Here is a 5,527-nt window from a genome sequence, read left to right on the forward strand (position 1 = left end):
CCCGGGTGTTCAGACTTGGAGCGTTTCGTGGTCACCGAGGAACTCCTGGCCGCGGGTGCGCCGGTGGCAGCGCACTGGGTTGCGGATCGTCAGATGGTGCCGGGGATCCTTCGCAACGGCACCGAGCAGCAACGCCGCGAGTACCTTCCCGGGATCGTCGAAGGCTGGCGATTCTTCGGGATCGGAATGAGTGAACCCGACTCCGGATCAGACCTGGCCTCCGTACGGACCCGGGCCAGTGAGGTCACGGACGGATGGGTTCTCACCGGAACCAAGCTGTGGACCAGTAGCGCCCACGTCGCGACGAATCTCGTCGTGTTGGCCCGCACCGACGACACCGAGGACCGCCACGGGGGGCTGTCGCAGTTCGTCGTGGACCTTCCCCATCCCCAGGTTCAGGTGTTACCGATCATCACGATCGATGGCGGTCACCACTTCAACGAGGTCGTCCTCGATGCCGCGGTTCTTCCGGCCACAGCGCTGCTCGGGGAACGTGGGCAGGGCTGGCGACAAGTCGTTGGCGAACTGGCGAACGAGCGGTCGGGTCCGGAGCGGATCCTCAGCACCTTGCCCCTGCTTCGGGCGTGGGCGTCGCGGACCGACACGTGGACCGATCCGGCGTCGCGCTTGGCGTTGGGTCGCCTGGTAGCCCGGATGGCGATGTTGCGGCAGATGTCACTGGGCATCGCCCTGCAATTGTCCCGCGGGGAGGACCCCTCCGTCGCGGCGGCGATGGTCAAGGATTTGGGCACCGTCTTCGAAAGCGAAGTCGTCGAGACCGTCCGCGCCTTCGCGCACATCGAGCCCGACGTCACCGGCGACCAGTTCAGCCAGTTGTTGGCTCACGCTGTCCTGCATACCCCTGCATTCACGTTGCGCGGCGGAACCAACGAGGTGCTGCGGTCCGTGGTGGCGAAGGCCATGCAGACGTGACGGGCCATTTGGATGCGGTCCGCTCCGCCGTCCAGGACGTCGTCCTGCGAGTGGGTGTCGATGACGCTCCGGACGGTGCCATCGACCAGGCGGTATGGCGCGCGCTCGACGAACTGGGCTTTACCACCCTGACCGTGCCCACCGACCTTGGTGGGAGCGGCGGAGACATCTGCGATGCGGCCGCTGCGCTCGGGGCCGCCGCACTGGCCAACGTCCCGCTCGGGGAAGCTCTGCTGCTGGCGGGTCCACTGCTCAGCGCGGCGGGCCTGCAGTGGCCCGGCTCGGTGGTCACTGCCTCGACCGCTCTCGGGGTGAGGGTCGATTCCGGAGCCGAGCGCGTCTTGTTCGGGCGGGTCCCGCGGGTCCCGTGGCTGCGCCACGCGACCTGGGTGGTTCTCCTCGTCCATGCCGACGGCCAGCCGGCGGTCGCGATCCTCGACACGCATTGCGCCGGGGTAACCCTTGAGTTTGGCAGCAACGTCGCGGGCGAGCCCCGAGACGACCTGGTGCTCAACGGCGTTCGACCCTCGGCCGTTGCGTGCCTTCCGGATGGTTGGGACGCTCTGCGCGCCACCCAATTCGGTGCGGTGTGCCGTACCAACCAGATGGCCGGGGCGGCGGGGCACGCGCTATTGCTCACGGCTCGTCACGTCGCGGAGCGGGTGCAATTTGGACGACCCTTGATCAAATTTCAAGCCGTCCAGCAGATGCTGGCGGGCCTGGCCGCTGATGTCACCACGGTGCAGATGGCCGCAGACACTGCCGCGATCGCGATGCGCGACCGTCCCTCGAACGCCGATGTCACGATCGCAGCGGCGAAGGCCGAAGCGTCGTCGTTGGCCCGCCGCATCGCCGCGGTCAGCCATCAGCTTCACGGCGCGATCGGGTTCAGCCGCGAACATGCTCTGGGAGCGTGCACACGGCGCCTGTGGTCCTGGCGCGAAGAGTTCGGCAACGAACTGGTCTGGCAACAGAGACTCGCCGACCACGTCGCTGAGTCCTCGGGTGAGATTTGGTCGGTGGTTACAGACACCACGTCAACGTTGACCGGCGCGTCCACACCGCGATGACCGCGCTCTCGAGCAGTCCCCCGGGGCAGGTCATCACCGATTTCTCCAACGGCGTTGGCCGGCTCACGCTCGACAATCCTGCCCGCAAGAATGCCATCACCGCGTCGATGGCCGACCAGATCGCCGCGTTCTGTGCTCGCGTCGACGGCGATGAGTCGATCGGTGCGGCGATCATCGATGCTGCTGGTGACTACTTCTGTAGTGGCGCCGACACTCGAGATCTCGCCGCCGCGTCGGCTGCGCCCGCCTCGCCGGAGGCGGTGGCGAGTGTGTCGAGGGTGTACGACGCGTTCGTGGATTTTGGATCGCTACCCGTGCCCACGGTATCGGTGGTGGTCGGCGGCGCGGTGGGCGCCGGCCTCAACCTTGCATTGGCCGCTGACGTGATGTTGGTGACTCCCGACGCCACGTTGGAGTCTGGTTTCGTCAACCGCCACATCCATCCCGGAGGCGGGCACTTCGCGTTGTTGGGCCGGGTGTTCAATCGCCAGCAAGCGATGGTGCTCGGGGTCCTCGGACACGCGGTCACCGGCACCCAGGCGGTGCGACTGGGCGCCGCGTGGAAGGCGTTGGCGCAGCCAGACCTCGGCGACGAGGCCCTTGCGCTGGTCTGTGGTGCAGCAGCCGATCCCGCACTCGCGCGTCGGATCAAGCGCAGTGCGGTCTTGGAGCTGGGCCCGAATGCGGTGTCGTGGGCGGCCGCGATCGAACTGGAGCGCGGGGTGCAGATGTGGTCAATGGCCCGTAAGGGCGGCGCCGGGTGGAGCCCGGCCTCGACGGCGCCTGGCGGTACGCGATGAGGCCTCGTCCGTCACCGCCATCTCGTTCGATGGCCGGTCGGCGCGGACTTGATAGACTACTTTCAACTGTTGACAAATAACAGCAGACTTGTTCGCCATCGAAAGGGACACCATGGCGGAAAACGGTTCGTCCGCAGCTGCTGGGCGAGGCGGAGCGCCCAAGCTGTCCCGTTTCTCCCTGCGTGATCAAGCGGTCCACGCATTGCGCACGATGATCGTCAGTGGCTCGATGCCCGGCGGCGTGCGAATCAACGAAGCCGAGCTCGCGGCGACCCTCGGGATCAGCCGCGGGCCACTGCGCGAGGCAATTCAGCGCGTGGGCGCCGAAGGTCTGATCGAATTCCGACGCAACCGCGGAGCGTTCGTCCGCGAGATCGCCGTCGAGGACATTCAAGACATGTACGAGGCGCGAACGGTCATCGAGGGCCTGGCAGCGCGGCGAGCAGCTCGATGGGCAACCGACGCCCAAATCGCCGAACTCAGTACACAAGTCGAGGAGGTCGACACATTCCTGCGACTCAATCCAACAACGGCCTACCCCGCTGACTCGGATTTTCATCTGCGAATCCTGGAACTGGCCCACAACTCCTACCTGCAGCGCACCGGCACCGACCTTCACGTTCAGCTACGCATTGCGCGGCTGCGTTCGGGCAGCTCACCGGAACGCGCACGAGAGGCGCTCGACGAACACCGGTCGATACTGTCCAGCATCGCCGCCCGAGACCAGGATGCCGCCGGCGAGGCGATGGCACGACACCTTCGGTGTTCGCTGGCCCGGCTGCAAGGCGAGCCGAATCCTCCGGCATCCGCCCGTAGCGTCGGATAGCACGCGCTGCCGTCGGGGGCGACGGCGCAGCGACATCAGCGCTCAGTGCGCCAACGAGGTGAAGACCGCCTTGACTTCCAGATAGGGGTCGACCGCAGACGGTCCGTTCTCTCGTCCCCAGCCGGACTGTTTGTAGCCACCTCCTGGCATCGAAAAGTCGGTGATCGCATGGACGTTGATGCCGACTCGGCCGGCCCGCAATCGCCCCGCGACCCAATGTGCCAGTCCAACGTCCCGCGTGAACACGCTGGCGGCCAGCCCGTAGGTGGTGTCGTTGGCCATGGCGATCGCCTCCTCGGGTTCGTCGAAGGGAAGCACGCTCAGGACGGGTCCGAAGATCTCTTCGCGGTTGACCGCCATCTCGGAGTGGACGCCGGCGAGAACGGTCGGGCGATAGAAGAAGCCCTCCGACGGGATCGGTTGATCGCCGGCTACCACGGCTGCCCCATCGACGCGGGCGCCGTCCACGTAGGAGCTGACCTTGTCGAGCTGGGCTCGAGAGATCAGCGGCCCGAGATCGACGTCGTCGGTGCGATATCCAAGCCGGAGCCGGGAGCCGAACGCCGCGATTCCCTCGACGACGCGGTCGTGGACCGACCGGTGCACCAACAGTCGAGACGCGGCGCTGCACACCTGCCCGGAGTTTCCGAAGATCGACATCGCCGCCGACGGAATGGCACGCGGCAGGTCGGCGTCACCGAACACGATCAGCGGCGACTTTCCGCCCAGCTCGAGGGTGAGCTTCTTCATGTTGCCCGCCGAGGCCGCAACGATGAGGCGGCCCACTTCCGTTGATCCGGTGAAGGACACCTTGTCGACATCGCGGTGCGCGCACAGCGCCGAGCCGACCGGAACCCCTTCGCCGGTCACCACGTTGAACACGCCCGCCGGCACGCCGGCCGCCGCGATCACCTCGGCGAGCTTGAGTGCCGAGAGCGACGTCTCTTCGGCGGGTTTGAGGATCACCGAGCATCCAGCCGCAAGCGCCGGCGCCACCTTGTACACCGTCTGCCGCAGGGGCGCGTTCCAGGGGACGATCAGGGCGGCGACCCCGATCGGTTCCTTGACCGTATAGCCCAGGAACTCCTGCCCTTGGGCCTGAATTTGGCTGGTGTGTCCGAAGATCTTGTCGGCCAGACCGGCGAAGTAGCGGAAACACTGCACGGCGTTGCCGACGTGCATCACCGCAGCGGTCACCGGCATACCATTGTCCAACGCCTCGACTTCGGCGAATTCCTCTGCGCGAGCGGCGATGCCGTCAGCGATCGCCCACAGTATCTGCGAGCGATCCGCGGGCGCCACATGCGACCAGACGCCACTGTCGAAGCTGGCCCTGGCTACGGACACGGCGTGGTCCACGTCGGCGACGTCACTGGCGGCCACTGCGCCGAGCTCGACGCCCCGACCGGGATCGACCACTGGTAGCGTCGCGCCGCCCGCCGCGGCAACCCACTCTCCGTTGATGAAGTTCTCGTGTTGGTCGTTGGCGAATCTCTCAGCGTTCGTGCGAGTTTCGGTGATGACTTGAAGTGCCACGTTGCTCGACTCTCATCCCTACTAGTTGTTGCCGTTTGCAGAAGGCCCTGACGTACGGAGAACTGACCGGATCACCTCGCCGCTGGTCATCAGGTCGAACGCGGTGTTGACGTCGGCGATCGTCAAGGACTTGGAGACCATCGTGGCAAGATCGAGCTGCTTGGATTCGGCCAGCGCGACGAGCCTCGGGATGTCCCGCCGCACCTGCGCGGAGCCGTATCCGCAACCGAGGAGGCGCTTCTCGCGATGGAGCGCGAACAGATCAAAGGTGACGGTGTCGCCGGGCTTGCCTGCGCCGATGAGTACCGTCGTCCCGCCGAGCCCTGTCGCCGCGGTCGCCTGCAGGACAGTCGATGGTCGAC

The 5,527-nt window shown here is 66.4% G+C and carries 5 protein-coding genes and 1 pseudogene; 4 read left to right on the plus strand and 2 right to left on the minus strand.

Annotated elements, in window-relative coordinates; translation table 11 throughout:
- From QOC69_RS12925 to QOC69_RS12940, 4 genes are all read left to right on the plus strand, one after another.
- Positions 1-933 (plus strand): acyl-CoA dehydrogenase family protein (locus QOC69_RS12925; protein ID WP_526440031.1); only part of this gene is annotated, 933 nt, incomplete at its 5' end.
- On the plus strand, positions 930-2,003 hold the full coding sequence (locus QOC69_RS12930) for an acyl-CoA dehydrogenase family protein (RefSeq protein ID WP_526440033.1): 1,074 nt from the start codon (positions 930-932) through the stop codon (positions 2,001-2,003). The genes QOC69_RS12925 and QOC69_RS12930, both read left to right, overlap by 4 nt.
- Positions 2,000-2,803: an enoyl-CoA hydratase/isomerase family protein gene (locus QOC69_RS12935; RefSeq protein ID WP_526440035.1), complete on the plus strand. Its 804-nt coding sequence runs from the start codon at positions 2,000-2,002 to the stop codon at positions 2,801-2,803. The genes QOC69_RS12930 and QOC69_RS12935 overlap by 4 nt, the downstream gene beginning before the upstream one ends.
- A gap of 112 nt (positions 2,804-2,915) precedes the next feature.
- The gene (locus tag QOC69_RS12940) at positions 2,916-3,629 is read left to right on the plus strand and encodes a GntR family transcriptional regulator (protein ID WP_526440037.1); all 714 of its coding nucleotides are present in this window, start codon (positions 2,916-2,918) and stop codon (positions 3,627-3,629) included.
- A gap of 42 nt (positions 3,630-3,671) precedes the next feature.
- Here the strand turns inward: QOC69_RS12940 and QOC69_RS12945 are convergent, their stop codons facing one another.
- Positions 3,672-5,165: an aldehyde dehydrogenase family protein gene (locus QOC69_RS12945; RefSeq protein ID WP_526440039.1), complete on the minus strand. Its 1,494-nt coding sequence runs from the start codon at positions 5,163-5,165 to the stop codon at positions 3,672-3,674.
- A gap of 21 nt (positions 5,166-5,186) precedes the next feature.
- Positions 5,187-5,527 (minus strand): annotated as a pseudogene (locus tag QOC69_RS12950) (alcohol dehydrogenase); the annotation flags it as partial.

This window comes from Mycobacterium sp., assembly GCF_032162105.1.
Taxonomy (GTDB): Bacteria; Actinomycetota; Actinomycetes; order Mycobacteriales; family Mycobacteriaceae; genus Mycobacterium.